Genomic DNA, 25,736 nt, shown 5'->3' with positions numbered 1-25,736 from the left:
GAAGCAGATGAAGCAGACGACCCATCCGCCGGACCACCGGCCCGCGGACGCCCGGAACGGGGCGGCCACCGCCGCCCCGCCCCAGGCCGGCGGCAGGAAGCGCCGCCGACCTGCCTCCACCCAGTGGGCGGCCTGGGGCTTCCTCGCCCCGGTCACCCTCTACCTCGCCCTCTTCTACGCCTATCCGCTCTACCGCAACCTCGACCTGAGCCTGCGCAACTACACCGTCCGCTCCTTCGTCCAGGGCGACGCCCCCTTCACCGGGCTGGAGAACTACCGGAAGGTCTTCGACGACCCCACCTTCGCCCCGGCCCTGCTGCACACCACGCTCTTCACCGCCGTCTGCCTGGTCTTCCAGTACGCCATCGGGCTCGCCCTGGCGGTCTTCTTCCACCAGCACTTCCGGCTCTCGGCGACCCTGCGCGCGCTGTTCCTGGTGCCGTGGCTGCTGCCGCTGATCGTGTCGGCTTCCACCTGGTCGTGGATGCTCAACACCGACTCCGGCATCGTCAACGCAACCCTGCACGCCCTCGGCATCGGCCCGGTCAACTGGCTGACCTCACCGTCCTGGTCGCTGACCTCGGTGATCATCGCGAACATCTGGATCGGCGTCCCCTTCAACCTGGTCGTGCTCTACAGCGGCCTGCAGTCCATCCCGGCCGGCCTGTACGAGGCCGCAGCCCTGGACGGCGCGGGCGCCTGGCGCCGGTTCTGGAGCATCACCTTCCCGCTGCTGCGCCCGGTGTCCGCCATCACCCTCCTCCTCGGCCTGGTCTACACGCTCAAGGTCTTCGACATCATCTGGATCATGACCAAGGGCGGCCCCGCCGACTCCTCCACCACCTTCGCCACCTGGTCCTACCAGCTCGGCTTCGGCAACCTCCTGCCCGCCTTCGGCCCCGGAGCCGCCGTCGGCAACCTGCTCGTCGTCGCCGCGCTCGTCTTCGGCCTCGTCCACGTCCGGGTGCAGAGAAAGCAGGCGCTGTCATGAGCCGCATCCGCAGGCGTACGGGGGGAAAGACCGCGATCGGCGTCATACTGACCGCGATCATGCTGTTCCCGGTGTACTGGATGATCAACGTGTCCTTCACCCGCGACCAGGACATGCGCAAGAGCCCACCGGACCTGCTGCCGCTGCACGGCACGCTGGCCGGTTACCGCACCGTCCTGGACGAGCAGTTGCCCTACCTCGGCACCAGCCTCGTGATCGGCCTGGGCACCGTCGTTCTGACCGTGCTGCTGTCCGCCCCCGCCGGCTACGCGCTGGCCAAGCTGCGCCCGCGCGGCGGCGGCATCCTCAGCTTCGTCCTGCTGGCCGCCCAGATGATCCCCGGCATCATCATGGCGATGGGCTTCTACGCCATCTACCTCCAGCTCGGGCTGCTCCAGTCCGTCCTGGGCCTGATCGTCGCCGACTCCACCCTGGCCGTCCCGTTCGCGGTCCTGATCTTCACCGCGTTCATGTCCGGCATCCCCCGCGAACTCCTCCAGGCCGCACAGATGGACGGGGCGAGAGCGCTGCGGACCTTCTGGTCGGTGGTGCTGCCGATGAGCCGCAACGCCGTCGTCACGGTGTCGCTGTTCGCGTTCCTGTGGTCCTGGTCCGACTTCGTCTTCGCCAGCACCCTCGTCAACGGCGGCGCCCACGAGCCGATCACCCTCGGCATCTACCACTACATCGGCAACAACAACCAGCAGTGGAACGCCATCATGGCCACCGCCGTCGTGGCCTCCCTGCCCGCCGCGGTGATCCTCGTCCTCGCCCAGCGCTACGTCGCCGCCGGCGTGACCGCCGGAGCCGTCAAGGACTGAGCCGTCCGCCCGACGCGCCGTCAGCCCTCTGCGGGTCCGTCGTGGCCGGTCGCGCAGTTCCCCGCGCCCCTGCGGAGCGCTGTCCCCCTGACCTGCTCAGAGCCCCCGTTGTTGCCTCCTGCTCCAGAAACGAGTCACGCCACATGACCGCCGCCCGATCCGGCCCGGCCTTTTCCGTCCACGACATCCCGTTCAGCACGTACGGATCCTGGTTCGACATCTCGCCCGTGATCGCGGAGAAGACGTACGCCGAGGACCTCCACCTCGTCTCGCACCAGAACGGCATGCACGGCGTTCTGCGCCTGGTCCCCCTGAACCCGGCGACGGGCGACCGCGCCGAGACCCGCGTCGAGGTGACACCGGGCCTGCTCAGCTGGATCGGTGAGAGCGGGCGTGTCGACCTCGCCTACGAGTCGCCGGACACCGTACGGCTGCGGGGGAGCGGCCTGGGCATCGGAGTCTTCGCCGCCGCGCAGGCACTGACCCCGTTCAGCGGGACGTACTTCTTCCACGACCCGGCGGCGGAGGCGCACGTCTTCACGTCGTACGAGACCGGGCGCCGCTACCGCGCAACCGTGCTGTCCGGCACCCTCGCCGAGGCGGCCGGAGCCCAGGCCCTGGGCAGCGCCGACCGCGGACTCGCCGTCACCGAGGAGGCGGGCGGTGGTTGGGAGATCGCGGTCGAGGAACTCGACACCGCCCGCCCGCCGTACGCGTCCCCGGCGAGCTTCGTGGAGATCGCGGAGAGTGCACAAGGGGCGTTCGCGGCGTTCGTCGACGCGGTGGCCCCCTGGCGTTCGTCCGCCACACCGGCCGCCGAACTTGCCGCCTATGTCGTCTGGTCGGCGACCGTGGCGGCGAAGGGCCTGGTCACCCGGCCCGCGGTGCTGATGTCCAAGCACTGGATGGACAAGGTCTGGAGCTGGGACCACTGCTTCAACGCGCTTGCCCTGGCGCCGGGTTCGCCGGGGCTGGCGCTGGATCAGTTCCACCTGCCCTTCGACCACCAGGACGCCGCCGGCGCCCTGCCCGACTCGGTGACGCACTCAGAGGTCCTGTACAACTTCGTCAAGCCGCCCATCCACGGCTGGGCCTTCGGCCATCTGCGCCGCCGCCTGCCGACACCTCCCGACCAGGATCAACTGGCCCAGGTGTACGCCCGGTTGGAGCGCTGGACGAACTTCTGGCTCACCGCACGACGAGCCCCCGGCGCCGAACTGGCCTACTACCAGCACGGCAACGACAGCGGCTGGGACAACGCCACCACCTTCGATCCGGAGCGGGTGGTCGTCACCGCCGACCTGGCGGCCTTCCTCGTCCTGCAGCTGCATGAACTAGCCGACCTGGCCGAGGAGTTGGGCAAGGCGGAGGCGGCGCGCCGGTGGACGGCCGTAGCCGAGGAGACACAGAGGGCGCTGCTGGACCAGCTCTGGACCGGTGACCGGTTCGTCGCCCGGGGAGCCGCCGGCGGGGACACCTGGGGCAGCGCGAGCCTCCTCGACCTGATGCCCATCGTGCTGGGCGAGCATCTGCCCGGCGAGGTCAGCAGCGCGCTGGCCGATCACATCAAGGCCCACCTCACCCCGTACGGACTGGCCACCGAACTGCCCTCCTCTCCCCACTACCTCGCCGACGGCTACTGGCGCGGCCCGATCTGGGCCCCCGCGACGGTCCTCGTCGAGGACGGACTGCGCCGCGCAGGGCACCACCGGCTGGCCGACGACGTCAGCGCCCGTTTCCGCGCCCTGTGCGAGACCCACGGGTTCGCCGAGAACTTCGACGCCCTCACCGGAACGGGCCTGCGCGACCGCGCCTACACGTGGACCGCCAGCAGCTACCTCCTGCTGGCCGAAGCCCACGCACACCGGGGCAGCCGCTGACCGGCCGCCTTACGCGAGCTCCGGGGCCGTTCGGTCCCCGGTCCGTCCCCCTGTTAGGAGTCGCACAATGAAGTCGCTCCCCGCACCGCCCGGACGCGCATCGCGCACCAGACGCCGAGCCATCTCGTCCGCGGCCGTCCTCCTGGCCACCCTGGCCGCCACCCTGGTGCCCGCCGGCCCGTCACAGGCCGCGGACACCACCGTTGCCGTCGACTTCTCCGTCGCCGGGGGCGCCCCCACCTACCGCGCTTCGGGCATGATCTACGGGCTGACTCCCGACGGGTCGCTGCCGCCGGACCACTTCTTCAAGGACATCAAGTGGCACTTCGAGCGGGCCGGCGGCGCCCAGCTCAACGGTGGCGGCTACGCCACCAGCCTCGCTGACTACCAGACCCGCTGGAACGCCACCCTCGCCCAGTACAAGCGCACCAAGGCGCTCGGCGGCACGTTCGTCATCCTGCCGCACGACCTGTGGGGCGCCGACGGCACCACCAGCCAGGGCTTTCCCGGCGACAACGGCAACTGGACGCTGTTCGACAACTTCGTCAACCAGCTCATCTCCGACGTCAAGGCCAACAACATGACGGTGGAGTGGGACCTGTGGAACGAGCCGGAGCTCAGCGGCTTCTGGGGCCGGTCCCAGAGCCAGTATCTTCAGATGTGGTCGCGGTTCCACGCCGCCGTGCGGGCCAACCTCCCCGGTCAGCTCATCGTCGGCCCCAGCATGGCCAACCCGCCCAGCTCCTCCAACACCTGGTGGACCACCTACCTGAACTACGTCAAGGCCAACAACGTCGCCCCCGACATCTACAGCTGGCATGCCATTCCGCACGACCCCGTCCCGGCCGTCAGCAACGCCAACTCGACCATCGCCGCCGCGGGCCTGACCAACACCCGCCCGTACCAGATCAATGAGTACGCCGGGCGGGAACAGCAGAACCCCGGTGGCGGCGGCTGGTTCATCAGCCGCCTGGAGCGGGCCGGCGCCGACGGCCTGCGCTCCAACTGGGGAGGGGGCCCCAGCCTGCACGACTACGCGGCCAACCTGCTCACCAAGAACAGCTCCGGCCAGTACCTGCCGCTCGGCGAGTGGTTCCTGTACCGGTACTACGGCTCCCAGACCGGAAACATCGTGAACCTCACGCCCGGTACGAACACCGACGGGCTGGCGACGAAGGACAACTCCGCGCGGAACGCGAAGATCCTGCTGGGAAGCAACGGCAACACCGGCAATGTCACCGTCAGCCTCAACCGTCTCGACACCACCTCGGTCGTGGAGAACAGCCGGGTGCGCGCGATAGTCCAGCGCATACCGAACAACGGCGGAGGCGCGGTGACAGGTCCGGTGACGGTCTTGGACCAGACCCTGACGGTGAGCGGGAACTCGGCTTCGGTGAGCGTGCCGTGGACGGACTCCGCGGACGGCTACACGGTCACGCTGCTGCCGCCGTCTAACACCACCGTCTCCACTGTCGCGGTGGCCCAGCACAGTGGTCAGTGCCTGGACGACACCAACCTCAGCACCGCCGACGGCACGCAGTACCAGCAGTACTCCTGCGAGGGCGGCTACCAGCAGATGCTCGATTTCAAGCCGGTGGTCGGCCGGGCGAACACCTACACCATCGTGAATGAGCACAGTGGTAAGTGCCTGGACGTCTCGGGCGCCTCCACGGCCGACGGCGCCGCCGTCATCCAGTGGACCTGCAGCGGCAGCACGAACCAGATGTTCACCCTCAACCCGGTCACCGCGCTCGCCAACAGCAAGGACTACCAGTTGGTCGCGGTGCACAGCGGCAAGTGCGTGGACGTCAGCGGGGTCTCGACCACACCCGGCGCGCTGATCCACCAGTGGACCTGTGACCCGGCGAGCGCGCTGAACAGCAAGAGGAACCAGATCTGGCGGCTCCTCGGCAAGAGCTGACGGCCCTTCTCAGACATGTGGCCGTCCGGCGCCGCTGCCGGACGGCCACATGTGCTGTGCGAGGCGTGTCATCCGCCGCCGTCGAGGTCCGTCCGCTGCCGGAGCACCCGTAGTTCGTGGCCGACGAGCTGCATCTCGTACAGCTTCCCGCGCGCGTTCTCGAAGGGGCGGTGGAGCACCATCATCAGCAGGTCGTCGAAGGTGTGGAACAGCATGCCGTGACCGCTGTCGTCCCGGACCAGCGGCCGCTGCTGCCGCCAGGGCCCGGTGATCTCGCCGGACTCGGAGACGGCGTACGTCTGCACATAGCCGCCGCTGACGGTGCCGTCCTTGCCGAGCGTGTTCTTCTCGTACGTCGACCACAGCATGAGCAGCGACCCGTCGGGGGTGCGGTGCAGCTGGGGGCCGTCGGTGATGTAGGGCGGGAGCTGGTTGGGGACGCCGGCGGGGATCTGCTCGCCGAGCCAGAACGCGTCCGAGGCCTTGAACAGGAAGACCGGATCTCCGACGGTGGCGGACAGGTCCGGGGTCAGCCGGATCGCCTCCATGGTTCCGTCGATGGTCTGCAGCCACTCGTGTGCGTACACCATCCAGGGCCGGCCGGACGGGTCGACGTGGAGTGTGCCGTCGAGGGTCATCAGGTTCCCGGGCGGGGTGGGCCGTGTCGGGTCGACGGCAGTGAAGGGGCCCAGCAGCGAGTCGGACACGGCGGTGATCGTGCCGCGCATGTAGTTGCGGAGCTGGAACGGTGTGCCCCACTGGTTGGCGGGTGGCACCGGGAGCGGTCTGTCCTCGTTGTGGAGGGTGGTGAACAGGTAGTACCTGCCGCCCAGTTCGTGGACCTCGGGTGCCCAAGCGCCGTCCGTCGCCCAGCTTCCGCTCTGTTCGCCGGCCCGGAAGACCACCACGGGGCGCGTCCAGTCGTGCAGGTCGTGGCTGCGGTAGACCATCGTGCCGGTGCCGTCCACGCCCGATACGGACGGCTCGTTGGAGGTGTAGAGGTAGTACGTCCGGGTCGCCCTGTCGGCGACGATGTACGGATCGTGCAGCGGCATGTCGGGAAGCCGCATCAGGTCGGTCTCAGCCACCGTCGAAGAATACGTTCAGACGGATGCCTACTTTCCGGCGCTCTTCCCGAACCGGTCGAGGAGGGCGTCCAGGCCCGCGGCCAGGCCCTCCGGTCCGCCCGGCTCGGTGAGGGCGGGGGTGACCTCCCGGAGCCCGGGCAGTTCCTGGGGCGGCATGCGGTGCAGGCCGAGGCGGAACGCCGGGTCCTGTTCGTCGGGGTTGTCCACCATCGGCCGCAGCTCCACGGACACATAGCCCAGCAGCCAGGCCGTGAAGGCCCGGAAGGCGGCGGCCGTTGCGGCGTCGTCGAGTCCGGCCTCCCTGAGCAGCGCGAGCACTCTCTCGTGGTCCTTGAGCACGGCGAGCGGGCGACGCGCGAGCGGGACGGCGAGCATGCGGGTGGTGAGCAGCGGGACTGCCTGGGGGTGGTCGAGACAGATGTCGTAGGTGGCGCGGGCGATGCGGTGGAGCTCGCTGCGCCACGACGGTGCCTCGGCGGCGGTGTCCGTCTCGGTGGTCAGGCGTTCCTCGAGCTCCAGGTACAGGGCTTCGACCAGGCCGTCGAGAAGAGCGTCCTTGCTCGCCGCGTACCGGTAGAGCGCCATCGCCTCCACGCCCAGTTCCGCGCCCAGCCGACGCATGCTCAGCGCGGACAGGCCCTCGCGGTCCACCAGTGCAAGGGCGGCGGTCAGTACGCGCTCACGGTTGAGCCTGCCGTAGCGGCCGCGGTCGCTGGCGCGACGTGCCGGGACGGGTTGCGGGCCATTCGCCATTGCGCGTCTCCTCGTCATGCGGCCGGTCTTCATGAGGTCACCGTCTGTATACGACGTAAACACGGATGCTACCCGGCAGCGACGGGAGTCCCGGCATCTTCCGAGACCTCGCCTTGACCGCGTGCCCCTTTCGGTCTAATCTATACGTATACATCGTAAATATACGCAGACAGCTGCCGTGAATCCTCTGGTCGGCCCTGGTCTGCCGTCCCTGGGTCGGCGGCAGACCAGGGCCGCGACTCCACCCGCCCGACCTTCCGAGCCTCATGGAGGAGGGCCCATGAACCGTCCCCTGCGCGTCACGGTGGTCACGACCGCCGGAATCCTCGGCGGCGCGGAACTCTGGCTGCTCGCTCTGCTCGACGCCACCGGCCGGCTGGACGTGGACGCGGTGATGCTGGGGAAGGGGCCGCTGGGCGAGCAGTTCAGCCGCCGGGGCATCCCCTGGGTCACGTGCCCCACGGGCCGGACCGGAGCGGCGATCGCCGCGTCCGCGGTGACCGTCGCGCGCCGGTTGCGGGCGGATCCGCCGGACGTGGTCCTCGCCAACGGGATCAAGGCGGCATGCGTGTGCGGGCCGGCCGCGTGGTTGACCGGGATGCGCTGTGTGTGGGTCAAGCACGACTACAGCCACCCCCGTCTGATGAGGCTCCTGGCCGCGCTCATCGACGACTGCGTGGCGACCGCCGAAGGACTCGCCGTCGCCTCGCGGCACCCCCGGGCCGTACTCGTGCCGTTCCCCGCGCCGGAGGGCACCGCACTGTCCCGCGAGGCCGCCCGGCAGGAGCTGGCACGACGGGGCGCGCGGCTGAACGGTCACGACGAGCCCCTGCTGCTCACCGTCAGCCGGCTGGTCGCCAACAAGGGCGTGGACGACGCCATCCAGGCCCTGGCGAAGCCCGGCGGCGAGCGCTGGCGGCTGGCGGTGGTCGGGGGCGAAACCCCGACCGAACCGGGAGCGCAGAGCCGGCTCTCACAGTTGGCCACCGACCTCGGGGTGAGTGACCGCGTCGACTTCACGGGCTGGATCCAGGACGCGTGGCGGATCATCCCCGGGGCCGACGCGGCAGCAGTGCTGACCAAGCCCACCCCGGCAGAGCCTTATCCGGAGGGGTTCGGCGCGGTCGCTCTGGAGGCGATGCGCTCCGGAGTGCCTGTGATCACCACGCCGGGCCCTGTCGCCGACCGGGTGGCGGAGCCCGGTGCGGCGCCCGCCGGGGTCGCCGTACCGGCCGGCGACCCCGCCCAAGTCGGCCTGGCGCTACGGCGCCTGGCGGACCGCGACACCCGCGCCGCCATGGGCGCGGAGGGACACCGGCTGACTGCTTCCCATCCGGGTCCGGCCGAGTGCGCCGCACGGCTGGTGCAGATCCTGTCCGAGGCCGCCCGCCTGCCCGGCGCGGGACTGACCGGGAAAGCGCCGGTCTCGGTGGTGACCACCGTGCTCAATGAAGCCGGCGTGATCGACCGGCTGCTCGGCCTGCTGATGCCCCAACTGACCGAGGACGGCGACGAGTTCGTCGTCGTCGACGGCGGCTCGACCGACGACACGGCCGACCGGGTCGAGGCATGGGCCGCGAAGGACGCCCGCATCCGCCTGCTCCGCCTTCCCGGCTCCGGCATCGCGGCCGGCCGCAACGCCGGCGTGAAGGCGGCACGCAACTCACTGATCGCCTGCACCGACGCGGGCTGTTACCCCGACCCTGACTGGCTGGACCGGCTGCGCGCGGCGGCGGCAGAACCCGTCCCGGCCGCCCTGATCACCGGCGTCTACCGGGTGGACGGCCAGGGAGCGCAGGCCCGGGCCATGTCGGCGGTGGGCTATCCGGTCCCCGAGGAGGCCCGGCACCCGGGACCGTGGACCCGAGTGCACTGCCGGCTCTTCGGCCGCGGATTCGACCCGACGATGCCCACCGGGCGCTCGATGGCCTTCACCCGCGCCGCCTGGCAGGACGCCGGAGGCTTCCCCGAACACCTGCGGGCCGCCGAGGACGTGCTCTTCGGCCGCGCCGTCGCCGGGGCCGGCCACCGGGCGGTCCTGGCCTCCTGCGCCGAGGTCCGCTGGGAGCAGCGGCCGACGCTGCGCCGCACGGCGGCGATGTACTTCCGATACGGCGAGGGCGGCGGGCAGTCGGCGACCCCGCGCCTGTGGGGACGGGACACGGCCCGGGCGTGCGCCTACGCCGTCGCCCTCGCTGCCGTGCTGACGGGCCCGCGCGCCCGGTCGGCCGCGGCCACTGCGTTCGCGGCGTACCTGTCGCTGCCGCTCACCAGGGCCGTCCGCCGGCACCACTGGACGGCGCTGCCCCTCGTCCCCTTCGCCGCGGTGGTGCGCGACCTCGCCAAGGCGGCCGGGGCCGGGCGTGGACTGATCGAGTGGAGGAGAGCGGAGGGGGCTGCCACGGATGCCACGGATGGAGGCGATCCCCGATGAGTTACCCCATGACCGTCAGCCGGCCGCTGGTGCTGATGTACCACGGCGTCGGCACCCGCCCCGCCCACCGGGACCCGTTCTGCCTGTTCGTCCCACCGGACACCCTCCACAGACAACTGCGAGGCCTGCTCGACCGGGGCTGGACGCCGCTGACGCTCGGCCGCTACCTGCGCGGCGGCTGCCCCAGGCGCAGCGTGCTGGTGACCTTCGACGACGGCTACCAGGGTCTGTTGGACGAGGGGGTGCCGGTCCTGCGCAAGCTGCGGTTCCCCGCCACCGCCTTCGTGCTCAGCGGCGTGCTCGGCGGCACCTCGACATGGATGGCCGACATGCCCGACGAGCCGCTGCTCGACGCCCGAGGCGTGCGTCGACTGGCCGACGCGGGGCTGGACGTCGAATGCCACGGATGGGACCACAGCGACCTGGCGAACGCCTCGCCCGAGACCCTCACCCGCAACATCACCGATGCCGCAACGGCGTTGGCCGACATCACCGGCAGGCGCGCCCGCGCCTTCGCCTACCCGTACGGCACGCACGACGCCGCCGCCCGCAGAGCCGTGGCCGACGCCGGATTCGAGATCGCGTTCAGCGTGCACGACGGAGCCGGACGCTACGCCGTGCCGCGCGTCGACATCAACGCCACCGAGGTCGACGCGACCTTCCGCCTGAAGACCTGGCGGGGCTATCGCGCCGCCCGCCGGATGTCGGGGGCCGTACCGTTGCTGCGCCCCGCCGTGCACTCACTGATCGGCTTCGCCCAGCGACCCTGAGCGCGCCCAGGCCTCCCGCGCCCGGACCGTCGTACTGTCCGGGCCCTTTACGCCCGCGGACCAGACGCGGCACGCATCCTCGTACACGGTGTACATGCGCTCCACGACCTGCCGTACGTCGTGATGGCGGCGGACGTGTGCCCGCGCCTGCTCGCCGAGTGCGCGGCCGGCCGCCGGATCGGACAGCAGGCGCACCACCGCGGCCGCGAGCGCACCCGGAGCCTCCAACGGCACGACGGCGAACGGCACATGACGGGGCGGCAGGAACTCCCGCGCCCCCGGTACATCGGTGACGACGACCGGCCGGGCGCAGGCCATGGCCTCCAGGGGCGCGAGCGCCAGTCCCGCTTCCCAGCGCGAGGCCAGCACCACGAGATCGGCCGCGAGATACCAGTCGCGAGGGTCGGCGACGGCGCCGGCGAAACCGACGGCCCGGGATGCCCGTGCCGCGAGCACCGGACGGTCCGGCCCGCCCCCGACCAGGACCAGCCGTGCCTGAGGCATCCGGTCCTCGATCTCCGCCCAGGCGTCGAGCAGCACATCCTGCCCCTTCTGCCGGCAAAGACGCGCCACGCACACCGCCAGCGGTGCGGTGGAGGAGACCCCGAGCAGGTCCCGCGCGGCTGCACGCGAAGACGCGTCCGGCGCGGTGCACCAGCCGAGGTCCACCCCGTTGCGTACGACGGTGTACCGGGCCGGGACGCCGGCGGCCGCCCCGTGGCTCCGCTCGCCCTCGCTGACGCACACCACCTGGTGCGCCCAGCGCGCTCCCGCCCTCTCCCACCCGACGGCGGCGGCCCGCAGCACGGCGGACACGGCGTCGAACGACCAGGCATGCGGCTGATAGACGGTGGGCAGGCGCCCGCGGATCGCCAGGCGGCCCGCGAGGCCCGCCTTCGCACTGTGCAGATGGACCACGTCCGGACGCACCAGGTCCACGATGCGCCGCACCGCGGCCACCTCGCGCGGGAGCGCCGGGCCGGGGGAGCGTGCGGCGTCCCACCGCAGCACTCGGGCGCCGCGCCGCTCGGCCGTCCGCGCCAGCGTGCCGGTGCCCGGACACGCCACCACCACGCGGTCGCCGCGTGCGCACTGTTCGGCGGCCAGGTCCGCGACCACGCGGGCGACGCCCGCCTCGCCGGGCTGCGCGATGTGCAGGATGGCGAGGCTCACGGCACCGCGCCCTTCTGGGGCAGGAGGGGGCCTGCGACCATGGTGCGCACCGGCTTGGTGAGCCGCCGTGCCACGGTGCCGCTGAAGCGCACCGCCTCGGCGACCGCGGGCACCGGATCGTCCCGGCTCAGCCAGGCCCGTTCGAGGTTCCGCCGCGGCAGCGCCGCCGGGAGCCGGCGTTCGCGCCAGGCACTCACGGTCGCCGAGACCGCATCCAGATTGCCCACGATGAAACCCCGGCCGTGGATCTGCGACCCGTCCGGAACGTGCTGACCGGTCAGGTCCAGGTACATCGCGCGAACCACGTCCAGCCCCCGTGCGGTCCTGAACAGACGGAACTGCTGCCCGAAGCGGGGGTTGAAGTCCACCAGCTTGTAGCGGCCGTCGCGTCGGTCGAAGCGCCAGTCGAGGTCGGCGATCCCGCAGTAGCCGATCGTCCGGCACAACTCGGCGGCCAGCGCCGCCAGCGTGGGGTTGGGCCGGGCCCGCGCCCGGGTGGTCAGCCCGGTACCGGGCGGCCAGGAGCGGAGCTTGTGCCCGGTGAAGACGAGCCGGGGGGTGCCTCCCGCGCCGACGTAGAGATGGGTGAACCACTCCTCGGCGATGTCGAGGGGGATGTACTCCTGCACGATGACGGAGGGGAACTCGGCCGTCCCGCACCGGTCGAGCAGCTCACCCTCGTCCTGCACGATCGTGGTGTGCCCCATGGCGGAGTCGTCCAGCTTGGTGAACGGCTCCCTGTCCTTGAGAACCACCGGATACCCCCACGCGCGGCTCACGGCGACCAACTCGGCGCGGTCGCGGGGCGCACAGGTCCGCGGGGTGGGTATCCCGTGCTCCTGGCAGATCCGGTGCAGGCCCTCCTTGCTGGCCACCCTGCGCGGCAGCGCGGGCGGCACAGGGGGCAGTACGAACCATTCGGCCAGGCGGTCGGCGTTCTCCGCGAGCAGTACGGCGGCCTCGTCGCCCTCCGCCACAGCAACAGCGGGGCGTCCGATCTCCCGGCCGATCTGCAGGAGGGCCGCGACCAGTTCCGACTCCTCCTCCCGGCCGGTCGTGGGGCGGACGAAGCGGCCGGCGAGATGGCGGGAGAGGGCGGCCGGAGTGAAACGGTCCTCGACCATGGCGTACGCCGGGACACCCATGCGCCCCAGAGTGCGCACCACCCCGAGCCCGCCGTGGAGCTGGGGGAAACGCCCCAACTTGACGAGCAGCGCGGGAACTTGGCCGGTCATCGGGGTCTCCTGTCAGCATGCGCCGGTGCGGCGCACCACCGCGGACGGCGTCCGCAGCAGGATGGACAGGTCCAGGGCGGGCGACCAGTTCTCGACATAGCTCACGTCGAGCCGGTCGCGCTCCTCGGTCGGCAGACAGGAGCGGCCGCTGACCTGCCAGAGCCCGCTCATGCCCGGCTTCACCAGATGCCGGTGGCTGCCGTCCTCGCTCAGGGCGGCGACCTCGTTCTTCACCAGCGGTCTCGGCCCGACGAGGGACATCTGGCCCACCAGCACGTTGAACAGTTGCGGAAGTTCGTCCAGTGAGTACGAGCGCAGGAACGACCCGGCTCTGGTGACCCGCGGATCGTCGGCAATCTTGAAGTACCGTTCGCTGTCATAGCGGTTGAGGTGGGCGAGTTCGGCCCTGCGCCGCTCCGCACCACGGTGCATCGTCCGGAACTTCAGCAGTGTGAACTCACGGTTGTCGCGCCCGATTCTGCGCTCCCGGAAGAACGCGGGCCCCGGGCTGTCGAGCCGTATCCAGGCCGCGACGGCCACCATCAGCGGAGCCAGCAGCAGGATGCCCAGCAGGGCCAGCAGCCGGTCGGTCAGCTCCTTGGGGATGCGGGGCAGCGCGGAGAGCCTCGGCGGGCGCAGCCGCAGCAGCGGCACACCGGCGACCGGGCACACGGCCAGCCTCGCGGCTGTGACGTCGGCGAGGATCGGCGCGAGCATCAGCTCGACGCCTGCCGCCCGCAGCTCCCAGGACAGCTGCCGCAGTCGTTCGGCGCCCAGCTCGGGGCCCGGCAGCGCGATGACCGCGTCGCAGCCGGTCCGCCGTACCGCATGGAGCAGGTCCACCGCGGTGCCGTCGTGGGCCGGCGGGCCGGTGCCGCAGACGCCGACGACCTGCGGCCCGGGCCCGTGCCCTCTGTGCAGGGCCGCCATCAACTCGGCGGTGGACTCGGCGGGCCCGAGCACCAGCACCCGGCTTGCGCCCGTGCGCGTGCCCGCCCGTCGGCAGTGGCGCAGCCCGAATGTCAGCCCGGCGGCGAGCGGCACCGCGACCAGCGTGTCGTGCAGCAACGCGTCACGCGGTACGAACCACCACGCGACGCCGGCCACGGCGGCGGCCAGGCAGGCCGCCCGCAGCACCCGGCGCAGGCACTCCGCGTCGGCACCGGCCCCGTACGCCCGCTGGGAGGCGAGCAGGAGAAGCCACAGCGGGACCAGCACGGCCGGGACGAACCAGCGCTGGAAGAGCAGATGCACCCCGCCCGCGGCGAGGGCCGCGGCGAGCGCGTCCAGCGCAAGCAGTACCGGGACCGAAGAGCGGCGGCGATCGTGCCTGCGCGTCCCTCCCGAGGTCCTCGCCCGTCCGGTGCGGGTCACTTCGTCGGTGACGGCCACGGTTTTGTACCTCACCTCTTGGCCGGTCTTGCTTGCCTCAACCCGTATGTTTACGATGTATATATACATACGCCGCATACAGGGCAATAGTCAAGAACTCGCTGATGGGAAGGGCACCCAGAGCCATGAAGCCTCCAGGAGCCGCCAAAGTCGCCGTGGTAGGGGCAGGCCCCTACGGGCTCGCCATCGCCGCCCACCTCAAGGCCCGCCGAGTGCCGTGCCGGGTTTTCGGGGAGCCGATGGAGGGCTGGCGCTCGCACATGCCGCGCGAGATGTACCTCAAGTCCTCCCCGTTCTCCTCGTCGATCTCCGCCCCCGCTCCGGGGTACGGGCTCGGCGAATTCCGGACCCGGGAGGGGCGCCACCCGGGCCGCGAACGGGAACCGGTGCCGCTGTCCGAATTCGTCCGCTACGGGCTCTGGTTCCAGGAGAACTGCGTGCCCGAGCTGGAGCGGACCGCGGTGCGCCGCATCGACCGGCCCCCCGACGGCCGGTTCCGGGTCACGCTGGACTCCGGGGAGGAGTTCACCGTCCCCGCTGTCGTCGTGGCCGCGGGTGTCAGCCCCTTCGCCCACATACCGCGCGAGTTGACCGGGCTGCGGGAGCACGGCCTCGTCTCCCACACGGCGGACCACACGGACCTGTCGGTGTTCGCCGGCCGGCGCGTCGTCGTGGTGGGCGGCGGCCAGTCGGCCCTGGAGACCTCGGCCCTGCTGCACGAGGCCGGTGCGCAGCCCACCGTGGTCGCCCGCACCCGCCCGTCCTTCGGCCCTCCCCCCGAGGCCGACTGGGCCAAGGACCGTCCGCTGCACGCCCGACTGCTGTGGCCGGAGGCCGTGATGGGCACCGGATGGCCGCTGGTGGTCTGCAGCCGCGGGCCCGAGGCCATCCGGCACCTGCCGGCCCGCATCCGTGCCCACCTCCTGCGCACCGTCCTCGGGCCGTCCGGCGCATGGTGGCTGCGCGAGCGCGTGCAGGGCGCCGTCCCGGTGCTCTCCGGCCGCAGCCTCCACTCGGCGGCGCGCCAGAACGGCGGCGTGCGGCTGAACCTGCGCAATGCGGGCGGAGACGTGGAGACCTTGTACGCCGACCACGTCATCGCGGGCACCGGCTACCTGGTCGACGTCGACAGGATGGAACTGCTCGGCCCGGGGCTGCGCCGCGCGCTGCGCAAGAGCGCAGCCGCCCCGCCGCAGCTGGCGGGTGCCCCGCAGCTGTCCGCCGACTTCCAGGCATCGGTGCCGGGCCTGTACTTCGCGGGACTGGCCGCCGCTCCTACGTTCGGGCCGCTGCTGCGGTTCGTGTGCGGGACGGGGTTCACTGCCAGAAGGATCAGCACCTCACTCGAGCGGTCCTCTGCCGCATGACACAGGCAGTGCTATGTCACACGGCACAGGAGGTGCGATGTGACACAGCACAGGCCCCGACGGGCCGGCCGAGGCTCGGAGGCGATGCATGACCAGTCGGACAGTCCCCAGCCGGGGGCGGCGCGTCAGCGACCGCGGGCGCTACGGGGGCCTGAACCGGGAGCGGGTGCTGGCTGCTGCTCTCGACGTGGTCGACCGTGAGGGGCTGTCCGCGTTGAGCATGCGCAGGCTCGGCGCCGAGCTCGATGTCGAGGCCATGGCCCTCTACCGCTATGCGGCCGGCAAGGAGGCGCTGCTGGACGGCCTGGTCGAAGCCCTGTACCTCGAGCTCGAGGAGAGCCTGGAAGCAGCCGCCGCGTCCGCAGCGGGGGAGGGGGCCGGTGAACCTGCTCCGTGGCGCGACGAGTTGCATCGCATCGCCCAGGAGGGCCGCAGAGTCTCGCTGGCGCACCCGCAGGTCGTACCGCTGCTTGCCACCCGCATGCTGGCCGTGCCCTTGGCCCGGCGCCCGCTGGCCGTGCTGCGGTTCCACGAGCGTCTCCTCGCACTGTTCGACCGGGCGGGCCTGGACGACCGCACCGCCGCGCTGCTCCTGCAGGCCGTCACCGGCTGGCTCCTCGGCTGCATCCTCGTCGAGCTGCGGGCCATGGTGGACAACCCCGAGGAGCCCGAACCCGCGTTCCGGCTCGGCCTGCATCTCATGCCCGCGCAGGAACTCCCCCGGCTGCGGGCCTGGACGCCCTGATCGATCGCTTCACGGCGGGCATCTGACAGCCGAAGTCCGGTCAGCCGGACGCCGGTTCGGGCATCGGGGTGGCACGGAAGTCCCGGAAGAGCATGTCGGTGTTGTCCGCCCTCAGGCCCACTCCGCCCGGCCGGCGCAGCCGGCCAGGGGTGCGGTCCCGGGTGGTGAGGACCCTCTTCCCGTCGATGTCCAGCCGGAGCAGTACGGATCCCGAGGGCAGGTTGACCGCGCTCGCCGTCACCTGGTGCCAGGTGCCGTAGGGGATGGCGTGCCTGCCTTCGGCCAGGGTCGCGTAGGCCCCGGTGTCCTCCTTCACGGGGTTCTCGGGGCCGACCCCCGGGATCTTGCGTTTGATCACCACCGTTCCGTCGCGGCGGCGGAAGCTGAGTCCGTACAGCTCCTGCGGGCTGTGGTAGCGCAGCCAGACGTGGCCGCCGTCCCAGGCGCGGGCGGGAGTGCTCGGCGTGGTGACGGGCGGATCCAGCCGGACCCACAGATGCACCGTCACCGGGCCGAAGTCCCGTCGGCGCGTGACCAGGCGGAAGACGGCCGAGTCGGTGTACCGGTCGGAGTAGGGGCCGGTGTTGTCGGCGTCGGGCACCCCTGTCCAGCCGGCGCCGTTCCGGGCGAAGAGGGAACCGCTGGTGGTGATCCAGTCGGGGGAGAGACGTGCGTGCGGGTCATGGGGGTGGAGGAAGGCGAACGCGTTGGTGACGAGGCCCGCTTTGGCGAAGGCCGGTGCGAACGGTGCTGTCGCCTTCGGCGATCCCTTCTCCGACGACTTGATGAACAGGGCCGTGCCGGTCGCCACCAGCGCCGCGATGGCCAGCAGCAGGACGGCGACGAGCGTCCGCCGGGAGATCCCCCGGCGCCTGGGCTTCAGGATCTCCCGGTGCCCCGGCTCGTCGCTCATCCGCCCGCCATCGGTACAACGTTGAGGTGCGACACGGTCGGCCAGGAGGTCCGGGTGGTCTGCCGGTACGCGCCGTAGGCCACGCCTCCCCTCTCTCCCTTGGCCGGCAGTGTCAGCTCGGTCCTGCCGTCCACACTGATCACCGTGGACCGGCGGTTCACGGTGACCGACACGTCGTGGGAGTCCGCCGCCTTCAGACTGCGTGTGCCCGCCAGGCGCTGGCTGTCGGCGTTCCCGACGAGCACCTCCAGCAGGCTGTGGGAGACCTGCACACTGATCACCTGCGGGCTGCCCACCTTGACCTGAATTGCACCTTTCACACTCGGATCGTAAAGCTTGGAGACGGTGCCGCTCGCCGTGTAGGCGGTCCATTCGTGCGTACGGGCGGGCTGATACGCCCCGTAGACGGACAGTCGGCTACGGCTCAGCGGTGTGATCGCGTCGTCCTTGATCTGGAACGGGGCCCGCACGCCGGGGCTGCTCTCCCAGTACGGGACGGGCGCCGGCGGCGCCGATGCGGTCAGGGCCTGACGGCCGAGGGGGACCGAGGGTTTCCTGGCGGCAGGCGTCTTCTCGGGCAGCGCGGAGAGGTGCAGCGCGCTGAAGGCCGGTGGTGCGACCCCTGCCTGGTTGCTGCCGACCCGGATGCCGAAGCCGCCGGTCAGCTCATAGGGGCTGATGCCCTTGGCGGTCCAGCTGAGTGCGGTGGCGCCGTCCACCAGGGCCGTGGTCGTGGGGCCGTGCACGCTGACGCTGAGGGTGTGCGAGCTGTTCGGTACCAGCCGGCGGACGACCGCCCGGTGTCCGGAGTGCTGCAGCGTTGCCGTGCCCTGGCTGACGCTGATCACCACCGGGTCGTTGCTGCGGTCGCGCACGGCGACGGCGGCCTGGTTGGTTCCGTCCCCGAGCCGGGTGACGGTGGCGTCCACCCGGTAGTCGGTCCAGTCCACGCTCCCCAGCGCTCGGTACTCGGCGGCCGCGTAGCGCTCCTTGCCGGGGAATCGGCGGCCCCGGGTGAAGACCCCGATGCCGGTCCGGCCGGCGCCGTCGTTGCGGATCCACAGCGCGGGCTGGGTGAGGGGATCGGTGGCGGCGGGCGGAGTCTGGGTCCACTGGCCCATCTCGGTGAGCAGCTTGTTCGCGGTGGTCGAGTTCAGCACCTCGAGCCGCTGCACCGTGCGCTCGGCCGCGGCGCGGCGGCTGGCGGCGACCGGGGGCAGCAGCGGGTCGGGGGACTCGTTGGACATGGCGGCCGCGTAGTGCTGGTACAGCAGGCCCTGCAGCGTCACCCCGGGAGGCAGGTTGCCGCGGTCCGTGGCCTCGCCGAAGGGGTAGGCGAACAGTTCGGGCTTCGGCAGACCGTGGTGCTTGAACTCTGCGAGGTTCTTGGCGATGTCGGCGGTCACCCGGGCCTGGTACTCCGACCGGGTCTCCAGCCGGTGCCGGTCCGGCAGCCACACCCGGTGGGAGAGGGCCGAGGCGAGGTGTCCGGCGGCGTCTGTCTGCTTGCGCCGGTGCAGGTCGTGGGTGTGGGCCTGGAAGTCCCAGCGGCCGGAGCGGGCCATCCGCCCCACCTCCCGCCAGGAGAGGTAGTAGGGGCGGTCGTCCACCCGCGAGGTGATCAGAAAGACCGTGCCGTGCAGATGATGGCGGCCCAGGATGCGGTCGGCGTTGGCCCACAGGCCGCGCGGCCCGTCGTCGAAGGTGATGAAGACCGACCTCGGCGGGGCCGGGCCGCCCCTGAGGTAGTCGACGAACTCGTCGGCGGTCATGCTGCGGTATCCGGCCTTCTCCAGCGCGGCCATCTGGGTGTCGAAGGCGGCCGGAGTGACCACGTACTGGCTGGGGTTGCGGGTGTTGATGTCGTGGTAGGTCAGCACGACGGGGGCCGTGGCGGCCGGCAGCACCTGGGCCATCCGCGTCGCCGCCGCGGCGGTGGTGGCGTCGATGTGGGTCACGGGCGGGACGGCCTGCTTGCTCATGTACCGCTGGTACAGGTAGTACTGCGTGGCCGCGAAGAACGGCAGCACGAGCACGGCCAGAGCGAGCAGGATCAGTGCGGTGCGGACCCACCAGTGCGTGAGCAGCCGGGCGCTTCGCCTCGCCCGGTCCCGGACGTCGTCGAACAGAGGCTTGAGCTTCGGCCGGGGTTCGGTGGCGGTCACCGCAGGATGCCTCCTCGAGTGAGCACCATCAGGTACAGGAAGACGACCACGGCGAGCGCCAGCAACAGGCCGAGCTGTCGCCCGATCCTGCGCAGGTCGACTCGGCCCGGGTCGATTGCGCGCAGGTCTGCCTTGTGCAGGTGGTTCATCATGTGGCGCTCCTCGACCAGACCCCTCGCCGGATGGTGGCAAGGGAGTACGGCAGCATCCAGGCCAGCAGCAGCGTGGAGAGCAGGCCCATCGCCGGCCGGTACATCCAGCGGGTGTCCCCCGGATTGTCGATCTTGAAGGCGAGGCCGTAGGCACAGCCCTTGAGGATGATTCCGCACAGGTAGAGCAGGGTGAGGAAGCCCGCTCCGTGAGCCGGGGCCCAGATCATGTGCCGGAATGCCATGAAAGGTGCGGCGGTCACCCACAGGACGTGTCCGTAGTAGAGGGTGGCCGGCCCCAGGCCCATGTGCCACATGAAGGTGCCGGTGAAGCACAGGTTGCGGATGAAGCTCTTCTTCCAGCGGATCTGCTGCTTCATCAGGGGCCGGAAACGGGGCGGCGCGTTGGTCCACACCTTGGCCGAGTAGCAGTAGCCGATGCGCCATCTGCGCTCCGGGTAGTCCCGCTCGGTGACGAACGGCGAGTCCGCGTACTGGGCCTTGAGGGACTGGCCCTTCCACTTCTGGCCGAGGACGTAACCGGTGAGCTGGCGGTCGGTGGAGAAGCGGAAGGGCGCGCCCATGAAGCGGTCGTTCTCCCAGGCGGGCAGGTAGTTGTAGATGGCGTCCCGTCGGAACACCGCCAGCGGGCCGGAGACGCAGGTGACGGTCCCCCAGGTGGACTCGGTCGCCTTCCCGATCCTGAACTGGCCTTCGAACCACACGTCCTGGGCTTTCGTCCAGAAACTGAAGTCCGCGTTGAGCGCGCGGGCGTGGCCGCTGACCGCGCCCAGCTCGCGGTGCGTGACCAGAGCGCGCACACAGCGGGAGAGGGCGTCGGGGGCCAGGAAGCAGTCGGAGTCGGTCATGGCGATGATGTCGCCGTCGGCCACCTCGCAGGCGCGGACCAGCGCGCCCTTCTTGCCGAGGTTCTTCTCCAGACAGATGACCGTGATGTCGAGCTCCTCCGCCAGCCGCAGCAGCACGTCCTGGGTGCCGTCCTCGGACAGGTCGTCGACCACGACGACCTGGAGGTCGGGGTAGTCGCTCGTGGCCATGGAGCGCACGCAGTTCTCGATGCAGTCCACCTCGTCCTTGACGGCGAGCAGGAAGCTCACCTTCGGCGTGGTGGGCAGGGCCGGAAAGCTGTCGAGATCCTTCGGCCGCCTGCGCATGGGGCGCACCGAGGGGTCGTCGTAGCGGGTGAAGGCGAGGTAGAACATGGTGATCGTGCCGAGCAGGACGGTGAAGCCGTAGCTCAGCAGCAGCGGGTCCCGCTGCAGTGCGTACGCCCCCCGCGCCAGGAGCAGCAGCAGCGGAAGCAGACAGATCAGGGTCAGCACGCGCCGTGCGTCGTAGCGGGTGTCCGGGTCCATCCGGTCCAGTTGGCGGCGTATCGGTCCGGGCCGCTGCGGCCGCGCCGAGCGCAGCGGCGGCAACGGCGGCGGCGCCGGCCTGGGCTTCGGTGCGGTGAGGACGCCCCGGCCCGGTTCGGACCGCGCCGGCACGGGAGCGAGGTGCGGCGCCCCGTGCTCTGCCAGCCGCTGCGGGGCGGAGGCGGACACCGCCCCGGGCTGTTTGCGGTCCGTGTAGGCGGCGCTCACAGGACTGCCTTGGCCTTGAGGGGGCCGAGCCGGTAGGTGGCGTCCAGTACGGCCGGCTGATCGGCGAGCCATTCCAGTTCGGTGCCGGGCTGCACGGTGTGCACCACGACCAGGTCCCACTGCTCCGCCTCCGGCTCGGCGATCGCGTCGAACGTCGCGGGGCCGAGCTTGAGCACGGGGATCAGCGGGTCCGTGAAGTGCACCTGGGCGCCCTCCGCGGCCAGTTCCGCGAGGATCTCCAGGGCGGGTGACTCGCGCAGGTCCGCGACGCCCGGCTTGTAGGACACGCCCACCAGCAGGATCCGGGCGCCCAGGGTGCTGGTGCCCCGGTTGGCGAGGATGTCGCGTATGCGTCGCACCACCTGCCGGGGCCGGGCCGCGATCGCGGACATGGCCGTTTCGACGAGCGGCGAGGTCACGCGCAGCGCCCGCAACTGCCACAGCAGGTAGTGCGGATCGCAGGGGATGCAGTGGCCGCCCACTCCGGGCCCGGGGTAGTGCGCCACGAAACCGTAGGGCTTGGTCGCCGCCGCCTCGATGATCGGCAGGGGCTGCAGGCCGAGCGCCCGGCAGTCCTCCGCGAACTCGTTGGCCAGCGCGAGGTTGACGGCCCGGAACGTGTTCTCCCACAGCTTGGTCATCTCGGCCTCCTCGGCCGAGGAGACCGTGTGGACGGCGGGCGCGGTGCGGCGCAGCACGGCCGCGGCCAGGTCGGTGCTGAGCTCGCCCGTGCCGCCGACCACGCGCGGGGTGCCGTCGTGGGCGACACCGGGGTGGTCGTTGACGAGCCCCGGGTCGATGCGCTCCGGCGAGAAGGCCACGAAGACGTCGCTGCCGACCCGGAATCCGCGCTCGGTCAGCGGCGCCACCAGCAGATCGCGGGTGGCGCCCACGTAGGTGGTGGAGGTCAGCATCAGCAGCTGGCCGGGCACCGCGTGCTCGACCACCGAGGCGCAGGCGGCGGAGAGCGCGCGCAGGTCGGGTACGAGGTGGCGGTCGATCGGGGTCGGCACGCAGATCACGACGGTGCGCGCCCGGGCCGTCGCAGCGAGGTCCGAGGTGATGGTGAAGCGCGGGTCGTCCACGTAGGCGGCGAGGCGCTGGTGGTCGGTGGGCGTCAGGTCCACCTCGAGGCGGCGGATGGCATCCAGCCGGCTCTGGCTGACGTCGACGCCGATGACCTCGTTGCCTGCTGCGAGCAGGGCCAGGCTCGTGGGCAGACCGACGTATCCGAGGCCGACGACGGCGACGGCCTCGGCGGCATGATCGGCAGGAAGGTGGTACATCGGTGCTCCGTTCCGGTGCTCAAGATCCGAAACACCATATATTTACGGCGTATACGTACATCTTTCGCCCCATTCGGGCATGTCGTCAAGAGCGAAAGGGGCTGGGGTTGACGCGAGGTGTTCGTGAAGCGAAGATGTACGTATACGTCGTAAATATACGGCTCTGGTGATCATGAGTACTCTCATCGAGGACTACGCCCTCATCAGTGACCTGGAGACCGCCGCCATGGTTGGCCGGGACGGCTCCGTGGACTGGCTGTGCCTGCCCCGCTTCGACTCCCCGGCCTGTCTGGCCGCGCTGCTCGGCACGCCGGACAACGGGTTCTGGCGGGTCGCCCCCCTCGGCGCCGGCCCCTGCACGCACCGGTCCTACCGGCCCGACACGCTGGTCCTGGACTCGCGGTGGGAGACCCCGACCGGTGCCGTGCGGGTGACGGACTTCATGCCGCCCCGTGCCCAACTGCCCTGCCTCGTCCGCGTGGTCGAGGGACTCGCGGGCGCCGTGTCCATGCGCAGCGAGCTGCGGCTGCGCTTCCACCAGGGCCGGGTCGTGCCCTGGGTCCGGGCCGTCGACCGGTGCGCTGTGGGGGTCGCCGGCCCGGACGCCGTCTGGCTGGGCACCGACGGGGCGGTACAGGCATGCGGTGACGACGACTCCACGGTCCACGACTTCACCGTCCCGGCCGGCCGGCGGCTGGCGCTGACCCTGGTGTGGTCGCCCTCGCACCTGCCCGAGCCGCCCACGCCACTGGGTGTCCCGGCCGAGACCCTGCTGAAGGAGACCGCCGACTTCTGGCGGAACTGGGCCGCCCAGTGCCGCTACACCGGCCCCTGGCGGGACGCCGTGGTGCGCTCGCTGATCACACTGAAGGCGCTCACCTACGGTCCCACGGGCGGCATCGTCGCAGCGCCCACCACTTCCCTGCCCGGATGCATCGGCGGCGAGCGCAACTGGGACTACCGCTACTGCTGGCTGCGCGATTCCACCCTCGCCCTGTCCTGTCTTCTGCGCAGCGGCTACCGGGAGGAGGCGACGGCCTGGCTGGACTGGCTGGTGCGGGCCATCGCCGGCAACCCCGCCGATCTGCAGACCGTGTACGGCGTCGGAGGGCAGCGCCTGCTGCCGGAGACCGAGGCGCCGTGGCTGCCCGGCTACGAGGGTTCGCGGCCCGTCCGGTTCGGCAACTCCGCCGTGAACCAGTTCCAGTTGGACGTCTACGGCGAGGTCCTCGACACGTTCTGCCTGTCACTGCGCGCCGGGATCCCCATGCCGGCCCATGTGTGGCATCTGGTGGAGGCGATGATGGGCTATCTGCAGCGGCACTGGCGGGAACCGGACCAGGGGCTGTGGCAACTACGGGGCCCCCGGCGGCAGTTCGTGCACTCGAAGGTCATGTCCTGGGTCGCCGCCGACCGCGCCCTGCGGATGGGGGAGCTGCTCGGCCGAAACGGCTCCTCCGGCGAATGGCGGGCCATGCGGGACGAGGTGCACCGCCAGGTGTGCCGGGAGGGCTGGGACCCCCGGCAGCACTCCTTCGTGCAGTCCTACGGCTCGCCGGCCCTGGACGCCTCCGCGCTGCTGATGCCGCGGCTCGGCTTCCTGCCGGCCCGCGACGAGCGGGTGCGCGGCACCGTCCGCGCGATGCGGCGGCTGCAGCACGGAGGCTTCCTGCGGCGGTACGCGAAGAACGGCGACGGCGTGCACGGCTCGGAGGGCGCGTTCGTGTCCTGCTCCCTCTGGTACGCCGACGCCCTCGCCGCGACCGGCCACGCCGAACAGGCCCGGGAGGCCTTCGAGCGCGTACTCGCCGTCCGCAACGACGTCGGGCTGCTCTCGGAGCAGTGGGATCCGAACGCGGGCCGTCAACTGGGCAATGCACCCCAGGCCTTCAGCCACATCGCCCTGGTCGAGACGGCGTTCCACCTCAGCGCTTCGAGTCGGGGCCCCGCCCGGCGCCGGCATACCCGCGCGGGTTGAGTTGCTGGAAACGCCAGGCGTCCCGGCAGATGTCCGCGAGGTTCCGGGCGGGCCGCCAGCCCCAGGCGAGGGTCACGGCGCTCGCGTCGGCGACGACGTGGGCGACGTCTCCAGGGCGGCGGGGCACGATGTCGTACGGCACCTGCACACCGCAGGTCTCGGAGAACACGGCGACCACATCGAGGACCGAACTGCCCTGTCCCAGACCGATGTTGAACACGCGCATGCCCGGCCCGTCGGAGAGGTGGTCGAGCGCGACGCGGTGCGCCTCCACCGTGTCCATGACGTGAATGTAGTCGCGGATCGCGGTGCCGTCGGGGGTCGGATAGTCGCCGCCGAAGATGTGCAGCCGCTCCCTGCGGCCGACGGCGACCTGAGCCACGTAGGGCACGAGGTTGCCGGGGACGCCGTGCGGGTCCTCCCCGAGCAGCCCGCTGGGGTGCGCACCCGCCGGGTTGAAGTACCGCATGCACAGCACGGTGTACTCGGGCCGGCGGCGGCAGACGTCGGCGAGAATCTGCTCGCACAGCCACTTCGAGGCAGCGTACGGGTTGGCAGGCCGGACGGGGGCGGACTCGTCCAGCAGGCCGGGGCCGGCGTCGCCGTAGACCGCGCCGGAGGAGGAGAAGACGAGCCGGTGCACCCCGTGCTCGTGCATGGTCCGCAGCAGTGCGGTGGTGCCGCCCACGTTCGTGTCGTAGTACTCGACCGGGGCCTCCAGCGATCCGCTCACCGACTTGAGCGCGGCGAAGTGCATGACGGCGTCCACGGAATGCCGGTCGAAGACCGCCGAGAGGGCACGCCGGTCCCGCAGGTCCAGTTCGTAGACGGCCCCCACGAACCGGCCCGCGATCCGCTCCACCCGGGCGAAGACGTGCGGCGTGCTGTTCGCGTAGTCGTCGACCACGATCACCTCGTAGCCGTGGTCGAGGAGCTCGACACAGGCATGGCTGCCGATGAAGCCCGCGCCGCCGGTGACAAGGATGGTGGATGGGGCCCACGGGGACTCCGCCCCCGGGCGCGCATGCGCTGGCCGCTCCTTGTCCACGGTGCCTCACCGGACTTTGAGAC

General features: G+C 71.2%; 20 protein-coding genes. 9 read left to right on the top strand and 11 right to left on the bottom strand.

Translation table 11 applies throughout. From position 1 onward, the window contains the following. Nucleotides 1-7: 7 nt before the first annotated feature. From IH68_RS0117040 to IH68_RS0117025, 4 genes are all read left to right on the top strand, one after another. On the top strand, nt 8-991 hold the full coding sequence (locus tag IH68_RS0117040) for a carbohydrate ABC transporter permease (protein WP_030935777.1): 984 nt from the start codon (nt 8-10) through the stop codon (nt 989-991). After that, nucleotides 988-1,812 (top strand): carbohydrate ABC transporter permease, encoded by an 825-nt coding sequence (locus IH68_RS0117035; protein WP_030935774.1) that lies wholly within the window; start codon nt 988-990, stop codon nt 1,810-1,812. Before IH68_RS0117040 ends, IH68_RS0117035 begins: the two co-directional genes overlap by 4 nt. A 143-nt stretch (nt 1,813-1,955) precedes the next feature. Next, nucleotides 1,956-3,692, top strand: coding sequence for an amylo-alpha-1,6-glucosidase (locus IH68_RS0117030; RefSeq protein ID WP_030935772.1), 1,737 nt, complete (start codon nt 1,956-1,958; stop codon nt 3,690-3,692). Nucleotides 3,693-3,759: 67 nt separating this feature from the next. Next, nucleotides 3,760-5,613 carry an RICIN domain-containing protein gene (locus tag IH68_RS0117025; protein ID WP_030935769.1) on the top strand — a complete coding sequence of 618 codons (1,854 nt, stop codon included), beginning with the start codon at nt 3,760-3,762 and terminating at the stop codon, nt 5,611-5,613. A 68-nt stretch (nt 5,614-5,681) separates the two neighbouring features. Here IH68_RS0117025 and IH68_RS0117020 read toward each other — a convergent pair whose 3' ends face one another. Both IH68_RS0117020 and IH68_RS0117015 read right to left on the bottom strand, forming a co-directional pair. After that, complete coding sequence (locus IH68_RS0117020) at nt 5,682-6,683, bottom strand: glycoside hydrolase family 43 protein (RefSeq protein ID WP_078912528.1); 1,002 nt, start codon at nt 6,681-6,683, stop codon at nt 5,682-5,684. A 45-nt stretch (nt 6,684-6,728) separates the two neighbouring features. After that, the gene (locus IH68_RS0117015; RefSeq protein WP_037884886.1) at nt 6,729-7,454 is read right to left on the bottom strand and encodes a TetR/AcrR family transcriptional regulator; all 726 of its coding nucleotides are present in this window, start codon (nt 7,452-7,454) and stop codon (nt 6,729-6,731) included. A gap of 280 nt (nt 7,455-7,734) precedes the next feature. Here IH68_RS0117015 and IH68_RS0117010 point away from each other — a divergent pair, with 280 nt between their 5' ends. Together IH68_RS0117010 and IH68_RS0117005 are read left to right on the top strand one after the other, a co-directional pair. Continuing rightward, a complete protein-coding gene (locus IH68_RS0117010) occupies nt 7,735-9,888 on the top strand; it encodes a glycosyltransferase (RefSeq protein WP_030935761.1) in 2,154 nt (717 codons plus the stop codon). Beyond that, entirely contained in the window at nt 9,885-10,658 is a 774-nt protein-coding gene (locus IH68_RS0117005; RefSeq protein ID WP_078912487.1) for a polysaccharide deacetylase family protein, read from the top strand. Before IH68_RS0117010 ends, IH68_RS0117005 begins: the two co-directional genes overlap by 4 nt. On the opposite strand, the gene IH68_RS0117000 is transcribed toward IH68_RS0117005, so the two are convergent. Genes IH68_RS0117000 through IH68_RS0116990 form a run of 3 tightly spaced genes read right to left on the bottom strand, consistent with a single transcriptional unit; the run spans nt 10,629 to nt 14,458 of the window. Further along, complete coding sequence (locus IH68_RS0117000; protein ID WP_063763523.1) at nt 10,629-11,831, bottom strand: glycosyltransferase; 1,203 nt, start codon at nt 11,829-11,831, stop codon at nt 10,629-10,631. The two genes, IH68_RS0117005 and IH68_RS0117000, sit on opposite strands and share 30 nt — an antisense overlap. After that, nucleotides 11,828-13,066 (bottom strand): hypothetical protein, encoded by a 1,239-nt coding sequence (locus tag IH68_RS0116995; protein WP_063763522.1) that lies wholly within the window; start codon nt 13,064-13,066, stop codon nt 11,828-11,830. The genes IH68_RS0117000 and IH68_RS0116995 overlap by 4 nt, the downstream gene beginning before the upstream one ends. 12 nt (nt 13,067-13,078) lie before the next feature. Next, a complete protein-coding gene (locus IH68_RS0116990) occupies nt 13,079-14,458 on the bottom strand; it encodes an exopolysaccharide biosynthesis polyprenyl glycosylphosphotransferase (protein ID WP_051833499.1) in 1,380 nt (459 codons plus the stop codon). Between the two features lie 125 nt (nt 14,459-14,583). Here IH68_RS0116990 and IH68_RS0116985 point away from each other — a divergent pair, with 125 nt between their 5' ends. Then, nucleotides 14,584-15,825, top strand: coding sequence for an FAD-dependent oxidoreductase (locus IH68_RS0116985; protein ID WP_037884885.1), 1,242 nt, complete (start codon nt 14,584-14,586; stop codon nt 15,823-15,825). A gap of 88 nt (nt 15,826-15,913) precedes the next feature. Next, a complete protein-coding gene (locus tag IH68_RS0116980; protein ID WP_030935744.1) occupies nt 15,914-16,570 on the top strand; it encodes a TetR/AcrR family transcriptional regulator in 657 nt (218 codons plus the stop codon). A 40-nt stretch (nt 16,571-16,610) separates the two neighbouring features. On the opposite strand, the gene IH68_RS0116975 is transcribed toward IH68_RS0116980, so the two are convergent. The 5 genes from IH68_RS0116975 to IH68_RS0116955 all read right to left on the bottom strand — a co-directional run bounded on the left by IH68_RS0116975 (nt 16,611) and on the right by IH68_RS0116955 (nt 22,687). Further along, nucleotides 16,611-17,483, bottom strand: a complete 873-nt coding sequence (locus IH68_RS0116975) for a hypothetical protein (RefSeq protein WP_234341398.1) — start codon at nt 17,481-17,483, stop codon at nt 16,611-16,613. Continuing rightward, complete coding sequence (locus IH68_RS0116970; protein WP_051833495.1) at nt 17,480-19,648, bottom strand: polysaccharide deacetylase family protein; 2,169 nt, start codon at nt 19,646-19,648, stop codon at nt 17,480-17,482. The genes IH68_RS0116975 and IH68_RS0116970 overlap by 4 nt, the downstream gene beginning before the upstream one ends. Beyond that, the gene (locus IH68_RS56385) at nt 19,645-19,800 is read right to left on the bottom strand and encodes a hypothetical protein (RefSeq protein WP_159403682.1); all 156 of its coding nucleotides are present in this window, start codon (nt 19,798-19,800) and stop codon (nt 19,645-19,647) included. Before IH68_RS56385 ends, IH68_RS0116970 begins: the two co-directional genes overlap by 4 nt. Next, nucleotides 19,797-21,236 carry a glycosyltransferase family 2 protein gene (locus IH68_RS0116960; RefSeq protein WP_037884951.1) on the bottom strand — a complete coding sequence of 480 codons (1,440 nt, stop codon included), beginning with the start codon at nt 21,234-21,236 and terminating at the stop codon, nt 19,797-19,799. Before IH68_RS0116960 ends, IH68_RS56385 begins: the two co-directional genes overlap by 4 nt. Nucleotides 21,237-21,397: 161 nt before the next feature. After that, complete coding sequence (locus IH68_RS0116955) at nt 21,398-22,687, bottom strand: nucleotide sugar dehydrogenase (protein ID WP_030935736.1); 1,290 nt, start codon at nt 22,685-22,687, stop codon at nt 21,398-21,400. A gap of 172 nt (nt 22,688-22,859) precedes the next feature. Between IH68_RS0116955 and IH68_RS0116950 the strand changes: the two genes are divergently transcribed. After that, nucleotides 22,860-24,665 (top strand): glycoside hydrolase family 15 protein, encoded by a 1,806-nt coding sequence (locus IH68_RS0116950; RefSeq protein ID WP_030935734.1) that lies wholly within the window; start codon nt 22,860-22,862, stop codon nt 24,663-24,665. On the opposite strand, the gene galE is transcribed toward IH68_RS0116950, so the two are convergent. Continuing rightward, entirely contained in the window at nt 24,613-25,650 is a 1,038-nt protein-coding gene (gene galE / locus IH68_RS0116945) for a UDP-glucose 4-epimerase GalE (protein ID WP_037884950.1), read from the bottom strand. The genes IH68_RS0116950 and galE overlap by 53 nt on opposite strands. Nucleotides 25,651-25,736 lie beyond the last annotated feature (86 nt).

Source organism: Streptomyces sp. NRRL S-646, assembly GCF_000720765.1.
GTDB lineage: Bacteria > Actinomycetota > Actinomycetes > Streptomycetales > Streptomycetaceae > Streptomyces.
Note: the sequence above shows the minus strand (reverse complement) of the source record. Positions and strands in the feature narration are given on the sequence as shown.